General features: G+C 59.5%; 15 protein-coding genes and 1 tRNA gene. All 16 read right to left on the bottom strand.

The window, feature by feature from the left end; genetic code table 11:
- Nucleotides 1-8 precede the first annotated feature (8 nt).
- The gene (locus tag NFX52_RS04770) at nucleotides 9-1,484 is read right to left on the bottom strand and encodes an NADH-quinone oxidoreductase subunit M (RefSeq protein WP_055393242.1); all 1,476 of its coding nucleotides are present in this window, start codon (nucleotides 1,482-1,484) and stop codon (nucleotides 9-11) included.
- A 12-nt stretch (nucleotides 1,485-1,496) separates the two neighbouring features.
- Nucleotides 1,497-3,542 (bottom strand): NADH-quinone oxidoreductase subunit L, encoded by a 2,046-nt coding sequence (gene nuoL / locus NFX52_RS04765; protein ID WP_055393240.1) that lies wholly within the window; start codon nucleotides 3,540-3,542, stop codon nucleotides 1,497-1,499.
- A gap of 31 nt (nucleotides 3,543-3,573) precedes the next feature.
- Nucleotides 3,574-3,882, bottom strand: coding sequence for an NADH-quinone oxidoreductase subunit NuoK (gene nuoK, locus NFX52_RS04760; protein ID WP_005793248.1), 309 nt, complete (start codon nucleotides 3,880-3,882; stop codon nucleotides 3,574-3,576).
- Entirely contained in the window at nucleotides 3,879-4,547 is a 669-nt protein-coding gene (locus NFX52_RS04755) for an NADH-quinone oxidoreductase subunit J (protein ID WP_055393238.1), read from the bottom strand. Before NFX52_RS04755 ends, nuoK begins: the two co-directional genes overlap by 4 nt.
- Nucleotides 4,548-4,597: 50 nt before the next feature.
- Entirely contained in the window at nucleotides 4,598-5,110 is a 513-nt protein-coding gene (gene nuoI / locus NFX52_RS04750; RefSeq protein ID WP_010463942.1) for an NADH-quinone oxidoreductase subunit NuoI, read from the bottom strand.
- A gap of 12 nt (nucleotides 5,111-5,122) precedes the next feature.
- Nucleotides 5,123-6,205, bottom strand: a complete 1,083-nt coding sequence (nuoH, locus tag NFX52_RS04745) for an NADH-quinone oxidoreductase subunit NuoH (protein ID WP_055393236.1) — start codon at nucleotides 6,203-6,205, stop codon at nucleotides 5,123-5,125.
- Nucleotides 6,202-8,337, bottom strand: a complete 2,136-nt coding sequence (nuoG, locus tag NFX52_RS04740; protein ID WP_055393234.1) for an NADH-quinone oxidoreductase subunit NuoG — start codon at nucleotides 8,335-8,337, stop codon at nucleotides 6,202-6,204. Before nuoG ends, nuoH begins: the two co-directional genes overlap by 4 nt.
- A gap of 14 nt (nucleotides 8,338-8,351) precedes the next feature.
- Nucleotides 8,352-9,707, bottom strand: coding sequence for an NADH-quinone oxidoreductase subunit NuoF (nuoF, locus tag NFX52_RS04735; protein ID WP_055393232.1), 1,356 nt, complete (start codon nucleotides 9,705-9,707; stop codon nucleotides 8,352-8,354).
- A complete protein-coding gene (gene nuoE / locus NFX52_RS04730; RefSeq protein ID WP_055393230.1) occupies nucleotides 9,704-10,195 on the bottom strand; it encodes an NADH-quinone oxidoreductase subunit NuoE in 492 nt (163 codons plus the stop codon). Before nuoE ends, nuoF begins: the two co-directional genes overlap by 4 nt.
- Complete coding sequence (locus NFX52_RS04725) at nucleotides 10,192-11,445, bottom strand: NADH-quinone oxidoreductase subunit D (protein WP_055393228.1); 1,254 nt, start codon at nucleotides 11,443-11,445, stop codon at nucleotides 10,192-10,194. Before NFX52_RS04725 ends, nuoE begins: the two co-directional genes overlap by 4 nt.
- 26 nt (nucleotides 11,446-11,471) lie before the next feature.
- Nucleotides 11,472-12,080 carry an NADH-quinone oxidoreductase subunit C gene (locus tag NFX52_RS04720; protein WP_055393297.1) on the bottom strand — a complete coding sequence of 203 codons (609 nt, stop codon included), beginning with the start codon at nucleotides 12,078-12,080 and terminating at the stop codon, nucleotides 11,472-11,474.
- A gap of 10 nt (nucleotides 12,081-12,090) precedes the next feature.
- The gene (locus NFX52_RS04715) at nucleotides 12,091-12,570 is read right to left on the bottom strand and encodes a NuoB/complex I 20 kDa subunit family protein (RefSeq protein WP_007849129.1); all 480 of its coding nucleotides are present in this window, start codon (nucleotides 12,568-12,570) and stop codon (nucleotides 12,091-12,093) included.
- Between the two features lie 24 nt (nucleotides 12,571-12,594).
- Complete coding sequence (locus NFX52_RS04710) at nucleotides 12,595-12,954, bottom strand: NADH-quinone oxidoreductase subunit A (protein ID WP_252635496.1); 360 nt, start codon at nucleotides 12,952-12,954, stop codon at nucleotides 12,595-12,597.
- A gap of 73 nt (nucleotides 12,955-13,027) precedes the next feature.
- Nucleotides 13,028-13,112 (bottom strand) — tRNA-Leu (locus NFX52_RS04705).
- A gap of 114 nt (nucleotides 13,113-13,226) precedes the next feature.
- Nucleotides 13,227-13,601: a preprotein translocase subunit SecG gene (gene secG / locus NFX52_RS04700; protein WP_055393223.1), complete on the bottom strand. Its 375-nt coding sequence runs from the start codon at nucleotides 13,599-13,601 to the stop codon at nucleotides 13,227-13,229.
- Nucleotides 13,602-13,640: 39 nt separating this feature from the next.
- Nucleotides 13,641-14,390: a triose-phosphate isomerase gene (gene tpiA / locus NFX52_RS04695; protein ID WP_055393221.1), complete on the bottom strand. Its 750-nt coding sequence runs from the start codon at nucleotides 14,388-14,390 to the stop codon at nucleotides 13,641-13,643.
- Between the last annotated feature and the right edge of the window lie 2 nt (nucleotides 14,391-14,392).

The following is a 14,392-nucleotide window of genomic DNA, read 5'->3' as shown; positions in this document are numbered from 1 at the left end:
TGAATCTCTTAGTTCAGCTTCGACAGCGCAACATGCTTGAGCAGTTCCGCCACCGAGGTGTCCATCACGTCCGTGAACGGACGGGGATACAGGCCCATGGCCAGAACGGCAATGCCTAGCAAGGCAAGCACCAGGAATTCGCGGCTGTCGATGTCGGTCAGGCCCTTGACGTTGTCATTGCCCACTGGCCCCAGGTATACGCGCTTGAACATCCACAGCGTGTAGGCGGCACCAAAGATCAGCGCAGTGGCGGCGGCCAGACCGATCCAGAAGTTGGCCTTGACAGCGCCAAGGATCACCATCCACTCGCCCACAAAGCCGGCAGTGCCTGGAAGGCCGCAGTTGGCCATCGCAAACAGCAGCGCAAAGGCCGTGAAGTTGGGCATGGTGTTGACCACACCGCCGTAAGCGGCGATTTCACGCGAATGCACGCGGTCATACAGCACGCCAATGGACAGGAACATCGCGCCCGAGACAAAGCCGTGGGCAATCATCTGCACCAGACCGCCAGACACGCCCAGATCGTTGAAGATAAAGAAGCCCAGAGTCACAAAGCCCATGTGCGCCACAGACGAATACGCCACCAGTTTCTTCATGTCCTTCTGGACCATGGCCACCAGACCCACATAGATCACGGCAATCAGCGACAGGGCAATCATCAGCCAAGCCCACTCGCGCGAGGCATCGGGGGCGATGGGCATGGAGAAACGCAGGAAGCCGTATGCGCCCAGCTTCAGCATGATGGCGGCCAGCACGGCGGAGCCTCCGGTGGGCGCCTCCACGTGCACGTCGGGCAGCCAGGTGTGCACCGGCCACATCGGCACCTTCACAGCAAACGCCGCAAAGAAGGCAAAGAACAGCAGCGTCTGCGCCGTACGGCTCAACGGCAACTGGTGCCACGTGGCAATGTCGAAGCTGCCGCCTGACTGGTTGTACAGGAAGATCAGTGCGATCAGCATCAGCAGCGAACCGAGCAGCGTATACAGGAAGAACTTGAACGCCGCGTAGATCTTGTTGGGGCCACCCCAGATACCGATGATCAGGTACATCGGAATCAGCGTGGCTTCGAAGAACACGTAGAACAGCATGCCGTCCAACGCCGTGAATACGCCAATCATGAGGCCCGACAGGATCAGGAAAGCCCCCATGTACTGGTTGACGCGCTCGGTGATGGACTCCCAGGAAGCCACTACGACGATGACCGTGATGAATGCCGTCAGCGGCACGAACCAGAACGAGATGCCATCCACACCCAGGTGATAGTGGATGTTGAAGCGTTCGATCCAGGCTGCCTTCTCGACAAACTGCATCGCCGCCGTGCCCAGCTGGAACCCATCGTACAGGGGTAACGTCACCAGGAAGCCAACCACGGCCCCCACCAGCGCCAGCCACCGCACCGCGCGGGCATGCTCATCCCGCCCAATGGCCAGCAGCAGTACACCGAAGGCAATCGGTGCCCAGATTGCAAGACTCAACAGACCCATTTGTTGTTTTCCTTATTTGATGAGCTGCAACAGAGCATCGCCCCAGACAAACCAGGTCATCAGCGCGAAGACACCCAGGATCATCACCAGCGCGTAGTGGAAGATAAAGCCCGACTGCATCCAGCGCACGATGCCGGAAACTCCACGCACCAACTTCCAAGAACCGTTCACGAGAGCGCCGTCGATGATGGCCTGATCGCCTACCTTCCACAGCCCGACACCCAGCGCACGAGCACCACGGGCGAGGATGTTCTCGTTGATCCAATCGAGGTAATACTTGTTCTCCAGCAAGGTGTACAGCGGCTGGACACGTGCCTTGATGCCCGCAGGCAGCGCAGGATTGACCATGTACATGTAGTACGAAGCAGCCACCCCCGCCAAAGCAAGCCAGAAAGGCGCTGTCTGCAGACCATGCAGTGCCATCCCCACCGGACCGTGGAAGATTTCTGCCAGCTTCGCCATGGCCGGGTGCTTAGCCGCATCGACAAAGATCACGTCCTTGAAGAAGTCACCAAACAGCATGGGCTGGATGAACATGAAGCCCACCACCACCGAAGGAATGGCCAGCAGCACCAGCGGCACCGTCACCACCCAGGGGGATTCGTGTGGCTTGGCATCGTGCCCGTGGTGATCATCATGACCATGATGGTCGTCATGGTGCGCATCCGGGTTCTGGTCGTAGCGCTCCTTGCCATGGAAGACCAGGAAATACATGCGGAACGAATAGAACGCCGTGATGAACACACCTGCGAGCACGGCAAAGTGCGCAAAACCGGCTGCGGGCAGTTGGCTGAAGTGCACGGCCTCAATGATGCTGTCCTTGGAGTAGAAGCCCGAGAACAGCGGTGTACCGATCAACGCCAGCGAACCCAGCAGTGAGGTGATCCAGGTGATGGGCATGTACTTGCGCACGCCGCCCATCCAGCGGATATCCTGGTTGTGGTGCATGCCCATGATGACCGAGCCGGCCCCGAGGAACAGCAGCGCCTTGAAGAACGCGTGGGTCATCAGGTGGAACACGGCCACCGAGTAAGCCGATGCGCCCAGCGCTACGGTCATATAACCCAGCTGCGACAGCGTGGAATAAGCCACCACACGCTTGATGTCGTTCTGGATGATGCCCAGGAATCCCATGAACAACGCCGTGATGGCACCAATCACGAGGATGAAATTCAGGGCCGTATCAGACAGTTCAAACAGGGGCGACATGCGCGCCACCATGAAAATGCCCGCGGTCACCATGGTTGCCGCGTGGATCAGCGCCGAGATAGGGGTTGGACCTTCCATCGAGTCGGGCAACCACACGTGCAGCGGGAACTGGGCCGACTTGCCCATCGCACCAATGAACAGGCAGATGCAGATCACGGTGATCAGCATCCAGTCGGTGCCGGGGAATGGCAGACCACCCAGCTCACCCGTCTTCGCGAACACTTCGCCGTAGTTCAACGTGCCAGCGTAAGCTGCGATCAGGCCAATGCCCAGGATGAACCCGAAGTCGCCCACCCGGTTGACCAGAAAGGCCTTCATGTTGGCAAAGATCGCCGAAGGCTTGTTGAACCAGAAGCCGATCAGCAGGTAAGAGACCAGGCCCACGGCTTCCCAACCGAAGAACAGCTGCAGAAGGTTGTTGCTCATCACCAGCATCAGCATGGAGAACGTGAACAACGAGATGTAGGCGAAGAAACGGTTATAGCCGTCGTCCTCTTCCATGTAGCCAATGGTGTAGATGTGCACCATCAGCGACACGAAGGTCACCACGACCATCATCATGGCGGTGAGGCTGTCCACCAGGAAGCCCACTTCCATCTTCAGACCACCAACAACCATCCAGGTGTACAGCGTCTCGTTAAAACGCGCGCCATCGATCGCAACGCTCTTGAGCGTCATCGCAGACAACACGAACGCCACGAGCACGCCCAGGATCGTCAGGGTATGGCTCAGGCGTCGGCCTATCCAGTTACCACCAAAGGTCGTACCAAAGATGCCGGCCAGCAAAGCACCCGCCAGAGGAGCCAGTGGCACGGCCAGGAGCGTTGAAGCAGAGAGGGTTTGACTCATTCTTGAGAACCTTGGGAATACGGGTAGCCCATCAACCCTTGAGGGTGTTGAGGTCTTCCGCGTTGATGCTGGACTTGTTGCGGAACAGCAGCACCAGGATGGCCAGGCCGATGGCCGATTCGGCTGCCGCCACGGTCAGGATGAAGAACACAAACACCTGGCCGTGCATGTCGCCCAGGTAGTGGGAGAAAGCCACGAAGTTCATGTTCACCGCCAGCAGCATCAATTCGATGGCCATCAGCAGCACGATCAGGTTCTTGCGGTTCAGGAAAATCCCGATCACCGCGAGCGCGAACAACATCGCACCCAGCGAGAGAAAGTGTCCCAATGTCAGCGTCATGCTTTTTTCTCCTCGACGGCCGGCTCTGCCTGTGCTTCGTCCACCGGCTTCTGGGTCGCTGCGACCTTCACCACTTCCAGGCGGTCCGCAGCACGGACGCGGATCTGCACCGAAGGATTGATGGCCTTGCTGTCCTTGCGCTGGCGCAGGGTGAGCGCAATGGCGGCAATCATGGCCACCAGCAGAATCACAGCTGCGATTTCAACGGGATAAAGGTATTCGGTGTAAAGCAGCTTGCCCAACGCCTTGGTATTCGAATACGGGACCACCTGCCCCGCAGCATCCACCATGGTGGCGACGGCCTTGGGCTCGTCCATGCCACGAAACCCGCCCATCAGCACAGCGGCCATTTCCAGCGCAATCAAAGCCCCTACCGTGGCGGCCAGGGGAAAGTGCTTCCAGAAGCCTTTGCGCACCGTGTCGATGTGAATATCAAGCATCATCACGACGAACAGGAACAGCACCATCACCGCGCCCAGGTACACGAGCACCAAGGCAATGGCGAGGAATTCGGCTTTGAGCAGCAACCACACCGCTGCCGCCTGCGAAAACGCGAGGATCAGATAGAGCACAGCATGCACAGGATTGCGCGCAGTGATCACCCGGAAGGCTGCAAACAGCAGCACAACCGAGAAGAGGTAGAAGAAACCAGTCTTGGCGTCCATGAATCGGGTCTTTATAGAAAGTCTGGCAAAGAGGCTGAAGCCTGCACCGCTCAGCGGTACTTTGCGTCCGCAGCCTTGGCTGCCGCAATTTCACCTTCGTACCGGTCGCCCACGGCCAGGAGCATGTCCTTCGTGAAATACAGATCGCCACGCTTTTCGCCGTGGTATTCAAAGATGTGCGTCTCCACGATGGAATCCACCGGGCAGCTTTCTTCACAGAAACCGCAGAAGATGCACTTGGTCAGATCGATGTCATAGCGAGTGGTGCGGCGGGAGCCATCGGCACGGACGTCTGACTCAATCGTGATCGCCATGGCGGGGCAAACGGCCTCGCACAACTTGCAGGCGATACAACGCTCTTCCCCGTTGTCATAGCGTCGCAGCGCATGCAGACCGCGAAAACGGGGTGAAAGAGGCGTCTTCTCTTCCGGGAACTGCACAGTCACCTTGCGGCGAAAGGCATAGCGGCCCGTGAGGGCCATGCCCTTGAGCAACTCCACGAGCATGAAGCTCTTGAAGAAATCCTTGAACGAAAAAGGTGCAGCAGCAGCAACAGCAGTCATTTGTGTCCCCGCTTATTTCCAGATATTCCAAGGCGAGAGCAACCACCCGCCGACAAACAACAAATACACCAGCGTGACTGGAATAAAGATCTTCCAGCCCAGACGCATGATCTGGTCATAACGGAAACGGGGGAAGGTCGCCCGGATCCAGATGAACATGGACACCACAAGGAAGGTCTTGATACCCAGCCAGATCCAGCCGGGAATCCAGTTGAACAACGCACTGTCGATGGGGGGCAGCCAGCCGCCAAGGAACATCAGTGCAGCCAGGATGGAAACGAGCCACATGCTGGCGTACTCAGCCAGGAAGAAGATCGCAAAGCCCATGCCGGAATACTCCACCATGTGGCCGGCCACGATTTCCGCCTCGCCTTCCACCACGTCAAACGGGTGGCGGTTCGTTTCAGCAACCCCAGAGATCAGGTAGACCAGAAAAATGGGCAGCAGCGGGAGCCAGTTCCAGGACAGGAAGGTCAGGCCCTTATCCGCAGCCATGCCACGCCCCTGCCCCATCACGATTTCGGTCAGGTTCATGCTACCGGAGACCATGATCACGACCAGGAAGCAGAAGCCCATGGCAATTTCGTAGCTCACCATCTGTGCGGAAGCACGCAGCGCACCGAGAAAAGCATACTTGGAGTTCGAGGCCCAGCCAGCGATGATCACACCATAGACCTCGATCGAGGTGATGGCCATGACCAGCAGCAGACCTGCATTCACATTGGCCAAGGCCACATCGGGGCCAAAGGGAATAGCCACCCAGGCAGCCAGTGCCGGCATGATGGCCATGACAGGTCCCAGGACAAACAAGCCCTTGCTGGCCGCCGTGGGCTGGATGATTTCCTTGGTCAACAGCTTCAGCGCGTCAGCGATAGGCTGCAGCAACCCCATGGGACCCACGCGGTTGGGTCCATGGCGCACCTGCATGAAGCCCAGGAGCTTACGCTCCCACAGCGTGAGGTAGGCCACCGCACCCATCAAAGGCGCCAGGATACAAACGATCTTGATCAGGATCCAGAGCACCGGCCAGACGATGCCAGTCCACCACCCAAAAGAAAGCAGGTTCAGGCCCGCGTTGTAGATCGCGTCGATCATGCGGCCACTCCTTCACGTGCCATGCGCGCGTCGGCAGTGAGCTGCAGCGACGTGGAACGGCGCACCAGGCCGTCCAGTTGATAGATGGATGCGACCACGGGTTCACCTGCTGCGGCTGTCGCAGCAACTGGCACCGTCTTCACAGCGTTCGACATCTGAGCAGCCGCCAATTGCGTGACCGTGCCCGCTGGCGCATTCGTGGCACGGGCCAGCACGTCCTGCGAGGTTTCAAAGTCGAAGCCCGGCACACCCAGCAGATTGGCCAGAACGCGCAGAACCTTCCATGCAGGACGGGTGTCACCCAGAGGGCGCACCACGGCGTGGAAGCTCTGCAGACGGCCTTCCGCATTGACGAAGCTGCCAGACGTTTCGGTGAACGGCGCAATTGGCAACAAAACGTCACTGAACTCCATATTGGCCTTGAAGGGGCTCAACGTGATCACCATGTCTGAACCAGACAGCGTGGCAGCAGCACTGGCGCCCGCAGCGGAGTCGTACACCGGCTCAGTATTGAGCAACAAGGCTGCCTTCAGACCACCGGAAAGCATCTGGCCCGCATTCAAGCCACCATTGACAGGATGAGCCCCCACGAACTGAGCACCCACCGTATTGGCGGCTTCCGTCAGGTAGCCGACGGATGCCCCCGTGTTCTCACCAATCCAGTTGGCCAGCGCCAGCATTTGCGTAGCCTGTGCATGGTGCGCAGCTGCGTTGCCCAACAAGAGCGCCTTGCGTTCGCCACCCAGCAGGGTACGGGCGATCGCCAAGGCACCCTCGGTCACGGCATCTGCCCCCGCAGGCGCAGAAGCACCTTTTTCCTGCGCCACCGCAGCAGCGATGCCGCCAAGCGCCGCCACCCATTGGGCAGCAGGCTGCAGCAGGGAGTGTTTCACCGGCATTGCCCAGTCAGCCAGGGCCGAATCGACCACACTGACCTGACAGCCGTGGCGTGCTGCCTGGCGAATGCGCTGGGCGAACAACGGATGGTCCTTGCGCAGGTTGGAGCCCACCACAAGCACACTCTGCAACGTGGACAACGAGGCAATGGACGTGCCAAGCCAGCGGATACCTTCGGGCGCTGCAAATTCAGCATTGCGCAGGCGGTAGTCGATGTTGTCACTGCCCAGACCACGCACCAGCGCAGAAGCCAGGTACAACTCTTCGACCGTGCTGTGCGGGCTCACCAGAGCGCCAATGCTGTTTGCGCCGTGGTCGTTCTTGATGTTCTTCAAACCGTTGGCGACGTATTCCAGTGCGGTCTGCCAATCGACCTGCCTCCACACCCCGCCCTGCTTGAGCATCGGCTGGGTCAGGCGTTCGTCGCTGTTGAGCGATTCGTACGAGAAACGGTCACGGTCGGCAATCCAGCATTCGTTGACAGCCTCATTCTCGAACGGCACCACGCGCATGACCTTGTGGTTCTTGACCTGAACAATCAGGTTGGAACCGGTCGAATCGTGGGGGCTCACCGAACGGCGGCGCGACAACTCCCAAGTACGGGCGCTGTATCGGAAAGGCTTGCTCGTGAGCGCACCGACAGGGCAGATGTCGATCATGTTGCCCGACAGCTCGGAGTCCACCGTATCACCGGTGACCGTTGTGATCTCCGAGTGCTCGCCGCGATGGATCATGCCCAGCTCCATCACACCGGCCACTTCCTGGCCGAAGCGCACGCAGCGGGTGCAGTGGATGCAACGGCTCATTTCCTGCATGGAAATCAGCGGGCCAACATCCTTGACAGGCACCACGCGCTTTTCTTCTTCGTAGCGCGAAGAAGAGCCGCCGTAGCCCACGGCCAGGTCCTGCAACTGGCATTCACCGCCCTGGTCGCAGATGGGGCAATCCAGCGGGTGGTTGATCAGCAGGAACTCCATGACCGACTGCTGGGCTTTGATGGCCTTGTCGCTCTTGGTGCGCACGATCATGCCCTGCGTCACCGGCGTAGCGCACGCAGGCATGGGCTTGGGAGCCTTTTCCACATCCACCAGGCACATACGGCAGTTGGCGGCGATCGAAAGCTTCTTGTGGTAGCAGAAATGCGGAATGTAGGTGCCCGCCTTCTCGGCCGCATGCATCACCATGCAGCCTTCGGCGACTTCCACTTTCTGACCGTCCAGTTCAATTTCAACCATATGTTTTCTCGCGATCAGACGGAGGTCGCGGCCTGCGGGGCCTTGTTCCGGATCAGTGCCTCAAACTCGGGACGGAAATGTTTGATCATGGCGCGCACAGGCATGGCAGCGGCATCGCCCAGCGCACAGATCGTGCGCCCCTGGATGTTGTCTGCCACAGAATTGAGCAGGTCCAGATCGCCTTCGCGCCCCTGACCGTGCTGAATACGGTCGATCACGCGCCACATCCAGCCCGTGCCTTCACGGCATGGCGTGCACTGGCCACAGGATTCGTGGGAATAGAAGTACGACAGGCGCAGCAGACTCTCGACCATGCTGCGGGAGTCGTCCATCACGATCACAGCGCCCGAACCCAGCATGGAGCCAGCCTTTGCAATGGAGTCGTAATCCATCGTGCATTCCATGATGATGGAAGCAGGCAGCACCGGGGACGAGGAGCCACCGGGAATCACTGCCTTGAGCTGGCGCCCCTTGCGCACGCCACCGGCCAGTTCGAGCAGCTTGGCAAACGGCGTCCCCATGGGCACTTCGTAGTTGCCGGGCTTTTCCACATCGCCCGAAACCGAGAAGATCTTGGTGCCACCGTTGTTGGGCTTGCCACACTCCAAGTAGGCTTGGCCGCCATTGCGGATGATCCACGGCACGGCCGCGAAGGTCTCCGTGTTGTTGATGGTGGTGGGCTTGCCGTACAGACCGAAGCTGGCAGGGAACGGCGGCTTGAAGCGCGGCTGGCCCTTCTTGCCTTCGAGCGATTCGAGCAGCGCAGTTTCTTCGCCACAGATATAGGCACCGAAGCCATGCGCCGCATGCAGCTGGAAGCTGAAGTTGCTGCCAAGGATCTTGTCACCCAGGTAACCGGCTGCGCGCGCTTCTTCCAACGCTTCTTCAAAGCGGTCGTAGGTCTGGAAGATTTCGCCGTGGATGTAGTTGTAGCCCACGGAGATGCCCATCGCGTAGGCCGCGATGATCATGCCTTCGATAACGATGTGCGGGTTGAACTGAAGGATGTCGCGATCCTTGCACGTGCCAGGCTCGCCTTCATCGGAGTTGCACACGAGGTACTTCTGGCCTGGGAACGAGCGGGGCATGAAGCTCCACTTGAGGCCGGTGGGGAAACCCGCACCGCCACGGCCGCGCAGGCCTGATTCCTTGACAGTGGCGATGACCTGGTCCTGCGTGAGCGGTTCACCGCCATCGGTGCCCAGGATCTTGCGCAGCGCAGCATAGCCGCCGCGCGCTTCGTACTCTTTGATGCTCCAGTTCGTGCCATCCAGGCCCGCATAGATCTGCGGGTTGATATGGCGGTCGTGGAAGCAGGTCTGGACGCCCGTGGCCTGGAACTGCGAGAGGATCTGTGCAGCGGCGGTCATGCTTGTCCCTCCGCCGCGCGCAGGCCGTCGACCAACTGGTCGAGCTTGTCGTTGTCCATGAAGCTGCACATCGTGCGGTCGTTGACCAGCATCACGGGCGCATCGGCGCAGGCGCCCAGGCACTCACACTGCTGCAGGGTGAACAGGCCATCGGCCGTGGTCTCGCCCATGGTCACACCAAGCTTCTTTTCAAGGTGGTGCAGCGCCTTCTGTCCGTCGCGCAGCTGACAAGGCAAGTTGGTGCACACGTTGAGCTTGTACTTGCCCACCGGCTGCTGGTTGTACATGTTGTAGAAGGTCGTGACTTCATGCACGGCGATCTGGGCCATGCCCAGATACTCGGCAATCACCGCTTCACTTTCAGCACTGACAAACCCCTGCTCCTGTTGCACGATAGACAGGCAGGCCATCACTGCAGACTGCTTCTGCTCGGCGGGGTACTTGGCCACTTCACGCGCAAAACGCGCGCGGGTCGATTCGGTAATCATCGGTCAATCTCTCCGAACACGATATCCATGGTGCCGATGATGGCGACGGCGTCCGCAATCATGTGGCCGCGGGCCATTTCATCGAGCGTGGCCAGGTGCGCGAAGCCTGGCGCACGGATCTTGAGGCGGTAGGGCTTGTTGGCGCCGTCGCTCACCAGGTAGATGCCGAATTCGCCCTTGGGGTGCTCCACGGCGGCATAGGCCTCGCCTTCGGGCACATGGAAACCTTCGGTGAACAGCTTGAAATGGTGGATCAGCTCTTCCATGTTGGACTTCATGGATTCGCGGTCGGGTGCGGCCACCTTGTGGTTGTCGGTGATGACCGGGCCGGGGTTGGCGCGCAGCCAATCCACGCACTGCTTGATGATGCGGTTGGATTCGCGCATTTCGTGCACGCGTACCAGGTAGCGGTCGTAGCAGTCGCCCGTCTTGCCCACGGGCACGTCGAAGTCCATGCGGTCGTAGACGTCGTAGGGCTGGGTCTTGCGCAGATCCCATGCGATGCCAGACCCACGGATCATGGGACCGGTCATGCCCAGGTTCAGCGCGCGCTCGGGTGGCACCACGCCGATGCCCACGGTGCGCTGCTTCCAGATGCGGTTGTCGGTCAGCAGGGTCTCGTACTCGTCTACGCAACCGGGGAAGCGCTTGGTGAAGTCGTCGATGAAATCAAGCAAAGAACCTTGGCGGTTCTGGTTCATGGCCTCCAGGGCCTTGGCGTTCTTGATCTTGCTGACCTTGTACTGCGGCATGGAGTCCGGCAGGTCACGGTACACACCGCCTGGACGGAAATACGCCGCATGCATGCGCGCGCCAGAGACGGCTTCGTACATGTCGAACAGGTCTTCGCGCTCGCGGAAGGTGTAGATCAGGATGGTGGAGCTGCCGCAGTCGTTGCCATGCGAACCCAACCACATCAGGTGATTCAGCAGGCGCGTGATTTCCGAAAACATCACGCGGATGTACTGCGCACGCAGGGGCACTTCCAGGCCCAGCAGCTTTTCGATGGCCAGGCAGTAGGCGTGCTCATTGCACATCATCGAAACGTAGTCCAATCGGTCCATGTAGGGCAGCGACTGGATGTAGGTCTTGTGTTCGGCCAGCTTTTCGGTGGCGCGGTGCAGGAGACCGATGTGCGGGTCGGCTCGCTGTACGACTTCGCCATCGAGCTCCAGCACCAAGCGCAGCACGCCGTGCGCCGCCGGATGCTGCGGACCAAAGTTCAGGGAATAGTTCTTGATTTCAGCCATGGTGGTTCACATGGGGCGCGGGCGCCTTAGTGCAGGCCTCCGTACTTGTCTTCGCGGATGATGCGCGGCGTGATCTCCCGCGGCTCGATCGACACGGGTTCGTAAACCACCCGGCGCAGCTCTGCGTCGTAGCGCATCTCAACATGACCAGACAGCGGAAAGTCTTTGCGGAAGGGATGGCCAATGAAGCCGTAGTCGGTCAGGATACGGCGCAGGTCGTTGTGGCCGTCGAACACAATGCCGAACAGATCAAACGCTTCGCGCTCGTACCAGTTGGCGGAGTTCCACAGGTCGGAGACCGAGGCCACCACCGGAAAATCATCATCGGCGCAGAACACCTTGACCCGCACACGCTGATTCAGACTGACGGACAACAGGTGCGAGACCACGCAGTAGCGGGCTCCTTCACGCACGGCATCGGCATATGCCGAATAGTCCACGCCACACAAATCGATCAGTTGCTCAAAGCGGCAACCTTCAGCGTCACGCAACACGCGCATGGATTCGAGGTAATCAGCCGCATCAACGACCAAGGTGACCTCATCCAACGCCACTGTGATCTGACGCACCATCGCCCCCAGGGCGGCGGCAATATTGTCTTTGAGTTTTTCAGGCCGAATGGCAACAGCGGTCATCATCAACCCTTCAGACACGAGCAATGGTGTTGGTACGGCGAATCTTCTGCTGCAGCTGGATGATCCCGTAGATCAACGCCTCCGCCGTGGGCGGGCAACCTGGCACGTAGACATCCACCGGAACAATGCGATCGCAACCACGCACCACGGAGTAGCTGTAGTGGTAGTAACCGCCGCCGTTGGCACACGAGCCCATCGACAACACCCAACGCGGCTCGGACATCTGGTCGTACACCTTGCGCAACGCAGGCGCCATCTTGTTGCACAGCGTGCCGGCCACAATCATGAGGTCAGACTGGCGCGGGCTCGCGCGGAACACTTCCGCCCCAAAACGACCAATGTCGTAACGCGCCGCCGCAGCATGCATCATTTCGACGGCACAGCAAGCCAAGCCAAATGTCATCGGCCACAGAGAGCCGGTCTTGGCCCAATTCACCACCGAGTCGTAACTCGTGGTGATGAAGCCTTCCTTCATCACGCCTTCAATCATTGCATCATCCTTGTTGAGGCTCGCTCATTCCCAATCCAGGGCACCCTTTTTCCACTCGCAGGCAAAACCCACAACCAGAATGGCCAGGAAAATAACGACCGCCACGAAACCAGCGATCCCCACCTCATGCAGCGTCACCGCCCACGGGAAGAGGAATGCAATTTCGAGATCGAACAGAATGAAGAGAATGGCCACAAGGTAGTAGCGCACATCAAACTTCATGCGCGCATCCTCGAAGGCTTCAAAGCCACATTCGTAGGGAGAGTTCTTCGCGGCATCCGGGCGGTTGGGGCCCAGTATGTAGCCGAGTACAAGGGGGACAACGCCTACGGCGATGCCGACCAAGATGAACAAAAGGACGGGGAGGTACTGATCGAGGTTCATCTTGAGGATGTGCTCACCGCTGTGGCCTTGCCCGTCAGGACCCGAGCCGGGTCATGCAGGCAGGCCTTTGTTTTGGTGCCGTCGGCGAGACTCGAACTCGCACAGCTTTCACCACTACCCCCTCAAGATAGCGTGTCTACCAATTTCACCACGACGGCTGATTTTTGCATCTGGATGGCATGAGGAACCTTGCGGTTTTGGCTTTCCAGACAATGCAGAATTCTACTCCGGAAAAACCCTGCTTCGGCTTACGGAGCCCAATTTAGTGCAGATTATTTGGTGGGGATCTGCGCTGCACCCGAGGCGGGCACGGCAGGAGCCACAGCAGCATCCGAAGCCGACAACGAAGGCGCACCTGCAGGCACTGCAGCAGCGGGATTTTCCAGCACGCTACCCGAACTGGCAGGACGCGCATTGCCGAAATAGGCCAGTGCCAGCGTTGCCACAAAAAACACCGCAGCCAGCACCGCCGTAGTACGCGACAAGAAGTTGGCGCTACCGCTGGCACCAAACAGGCTTCCGGAACTGCCACTGCCAAACGCTGCGCCCATATCGGCACCCTTGCCATGCTGGATCAGGATCAGGCCAATCATCCCCAAGGCCGTCAGCATCTGCACAGCCAACACCACATTCACGATCACGTTCATTCTCTGTTCACTCCTGATTGAATAGTTTGAAGGGCAGCCTCAACGGGCGGCCGCAATGATTTGAAGGAAATCGGGCGCTTTCAGCGAGGCACCGCCCACAAGGCCGCCATCGATATCCGGCTGGGAAAGCAACTGGGCGGCATTGGCCGCATTCATGCTGCCGCCGTACAGCAGGCGGATTCGATCCGCATGCTCGCTGGCCGCAGACAGCTGTGCCCGCAGCACTGCATGCACTGCCTGCGCCTGCTCAGGCGACGCCGTGCGGCCCGTGCCAATGGCCCAGACCGGTTCGTAAGCCACCACCACTTCGCTGATGCAGTGACCATTGAGGTGGATCACAGCCGCCAATTGACGCTTGACCACAACCTCGGTCTGCCCAGCTTCGCGCTCCTGAAGGGTCTCGCCCACGCAGACGATAGGCGTGATACCTGCCGCCAGTGCGCGTTGCGCTTTCTCGGCAACCACCACATCGGTTTCACCATGGTATTGGCGGCGCTCTGAATGCCCCACCAGCGCGTACCGCACACCAAAGTCTTTCAACATGGCGGCCGACACCTCTCCGGTGTAGGCACCTGCTTCGTGCTGCGATACATCCTGGGCAGCCACAGCCACCAAAGACCCCAACGCAGCAGCCTGCACCTGCGCCAGATAGGGTGCCGGCACCGCAACGGCCACGTCACAAACCGCGTCAGCCAGCCCCGCCAAGATGCCTTTCAGCAAAGCATCGTTGGCAGCCAGACTGCCGTTCATCTTCCAGTTACCTGCGATGAGTTTTCTCTTGTTTTTCATGA

Origin of the sequence: Acidovorax facilis, from assembly GCF_023913775.1 — a bacterium.
Lineage (GTDB): Bacteria > Pseudomonadota > Gammaproteobacteria > Burkholderiales > Burkholderiaceae_C > Acidovorax > Acidovorax facilis.
This window is presented reverse-complemented; position numbering and strand designations above follow the sequence as displayed.

Bases quoted from the DNA above. Each gene is read 5' to 3' on its own strand.
- NFX52_RS04770 (WP_055393242.1), bottom strand. From the start codon at position 1,484: ATGGGTCTGTTGAGTCTTGCAATCTGGGCACCGATTGCCTTCGGTGTA.
- nuoL (WP_055393240.1), bottom strand. From the start codon at position 3,542: ATGAGTCAAACCCTCTCTGCTTCAACGCTCCTGGCCGTGCCACTGGCT.
- nuoK (WP_005793248.1), bottom strand. From the start codon at position 3,882: ATGACGCTGACATTGGGACACTTTCTCTCGCTGGGTGCGATGTTGTTC.
- NFX52_RS04755 (WP_055393238.1), bottom strand. From the start codon at position 4,547: ATGGACGCCAAGACTGGTTTCTTCTACCTCTTCTCGGTTGTGCTGCTG.
- nuoI (WP_010463942.1), bottom strand. From the start codon at position 5,110: ATGACTGCTGTTGCTGCTGCTGCACCTTTTTCGTTCAAGGATTTCTTC.
- nuoH (WP_055393236.1), bottom strand. From the start codon at position 6,205: ATGATCGACGCGATCTACAACGCGGGCCTGAACCTGCTTTCTTTTGGG.
- nuoG (WP_055393234.1), bottom strand. From the start codon at position 8,337: ATGGTTGAAATTGAACTGGACGGTCAGAAAGTGGAAGTCGCCGAAGGC.
- nuoF (WP_055393232.1), bottom strand. From the start codon at position 9,707: ATGACCGCCGCTGCACAGATCCTCTCGCAGTTCCAGGCCACGGGCGTC.
- nuoE (WP_055393230.1), bottom strand. From the start codon at position 10,195: ATGATTACCGAATCGACCCGCGCGCGTTTTGCGCGTGAAGTGGCCAAG.
- NFX52_RS04725 (WP_055393228.1), bottom strand. From the start codon at position 11,445: ATGGCTGAAATCAAGAACTATTCCCTGAACTTTGGTCCGCAGCATCCG.
- NFX52_RS04720 (WP_055393297.1), bottom strand. From the start codon at position 12,080: ATGACCGCTGTTGCCATTCGGCCTGAAAAACTCAAAGACAATATTGCC.
- NFX52_RS04715 (WP_007849129.1), bottom strand. From the start codon at position 12,570: ATGATTGAAGGCGTGATGAAGGAAGGCTTCATCACCACGAGTTACGAC.
- NFX52_RS04710 (WP_252635496.1), bottom strand. From the start codon at position 12,954: ATGAACCTCGATCAGTACCTCCCCGTCCTTTTGTTCATCTTGGTCGGC.
- secG (WP_055393223.1), bottom strand. From the start codon at position 13,601: ATGAACGTGATCGTGAATGTGGTGTTGGCTGTGCAGATGCTGACGGCC.
- tpiA (WP_055393221.1), bottom strand. From the start codon at position 14,390: ATGAAAAACAAGAGAAAACTCATCGCAGGTAACTGGAAGATGAACGGC.